Origin of the sequence: Cellulomonas cellasea, assembly GCF_006538745.1 — a bacterium.
Taxonomy (GTDB): Bacteria; Actinomycetota; Actinomycetes; order Actinomycetales; family Cellulomonadaceae; genus Cellulomonas_A; species Cellulomonas_A cellasea.
The window spans coordinates 1-1,419 of the sequence record NZ_BJLR01000050.1; the positions used below are offsets into that span (position 1 = coordinate 1).

1 protein-coding gene is annotated in these 1,419 nt (G+C 71.1%); it reads left to right on the plus strand.

Annotated elements, in window-relative coordinates; genetic code table 11:
- Positions 1–1,419, plus strand: a 1,419-nt coding sequence (gene gnd / locus CCE01nite_RS21115; RefSeq protein WP_141372988.1) for an NADP-dependent phosphogluconate dehydrogenase, incomplete at both ends; no start/stop codon positions are given.

A 1,419-nucleotide genomic window follows, 5' to 3' on the forward strand; every position in this document is an offset into this window, starting at 1 on the left:
GGAACTGCTCAGATCGGTGTGACGGGTCTGGCTGTGATGGGTCGGAACCTGGCGCGGAACTTCGCGCGGCACGGGTACACGGTCGCGGTGCACAACCGGTCGGTCGCCAAGACCCAGTCCCTGGTCGCGGACCACGGGGACGAGGGGACGTTCGTGGCGTCGGAGTCGATGGCGGACTTCGTGGCGTCGCTGGAGCGCCCGCGCAAGGTGGTGATCATGGTCAAGGCCGGCCCGGCGACGGACGCGGTGATCGCCGAGCTGGTCCCGTTGCTGGAGGCGGGGGACATCGTGATCGACGCGGGGAACGCGCACTTCCCGGACACGGTGCGCCGGGAGGCCGAGCTGAAGGCCCACGGCCTGCACTTCGTCGGCAGTGGTGTCTCCGGGGGTGAGGAGGGGGCGCTGCTGGGTCCGTCGATCATGCCGGGCGGTTCGCGGGAGTCGTATGCGGTGCTGGGGCCGATCCTGGAGGACATCGCGGCGAAGGTCGACGGGGTGGCGTGCTGCACGTATGTGGGGCCGCAGGGTGCGGGGCACTTCGTGAAGATGGTGCACAACGGCATCGAGTACGCCGACATGCAGCTCATCGCGGAGGCCTACGACCTGCTCAAGCAGGGCCTGGGCGCCTCGGCTGCGGAGATCGGGGAGATCTTCCGGACCTGGAACGAGGGGGACCTGGAGTCGTTCCTGATCGAGATCACCGCGGACGTGCTCACCCACGTCGACGCCGCCACGGGTGCGGCGTTCGTGGACGTCGTGCTCGACCGGGCCGAGCAGAAGGGCACCGGGCGCTGGACGGTGCAGAACGCCCTGGACCTGGGGGTGCCGATCACCGGGATCGCGGAGGCCACGTTCGCCCGCGCGCTGTCGGGGAGCGTGCCGCAGCGCACCGCCGCCGCCGGGACCCTGGTCGGGCACGCCGAGCCGTTCGAGGTCACCGACCGGGACGCGTTCATCGAGGACGTGCGCCTGGCCCTGTACGCCTCGAAGGTCGTGGCCTACTCCCAGGGCTTCGACCAGATCGCCGCCGCGTCCGAGCAGTTCGGGTGGGGCATCGACCGCGGGGCGATGGCCCGGATCTGGCGGGGTGGGTGCATCATCCGGGCCCGGTTCCTCAACCGGATCACCGAGGCCTACGAACGCGACGCGAACCTGCCCCTGCTGCTCGCCGACCCCTACTTCGTCGGCGCGGTCGGCAACGGCGTGGCCGCCTGGCGCCGGATCGTGGCCGCCGCCGCGTTCGCCGGGGTCCCGACCCCCGCGTTCTCCTCCTCCCTCGCCTACTACGACGGGGTCCGCGCCGAACGCCTGCCCGCGAACCTCATCCAGGCCCAGCGCGACTTCTTCGGCGCCCACACCTACCAGCGCACCGACCGTGAGGGCACCTTCCACACCGAGTGGACCCTCGACCGCACCGAG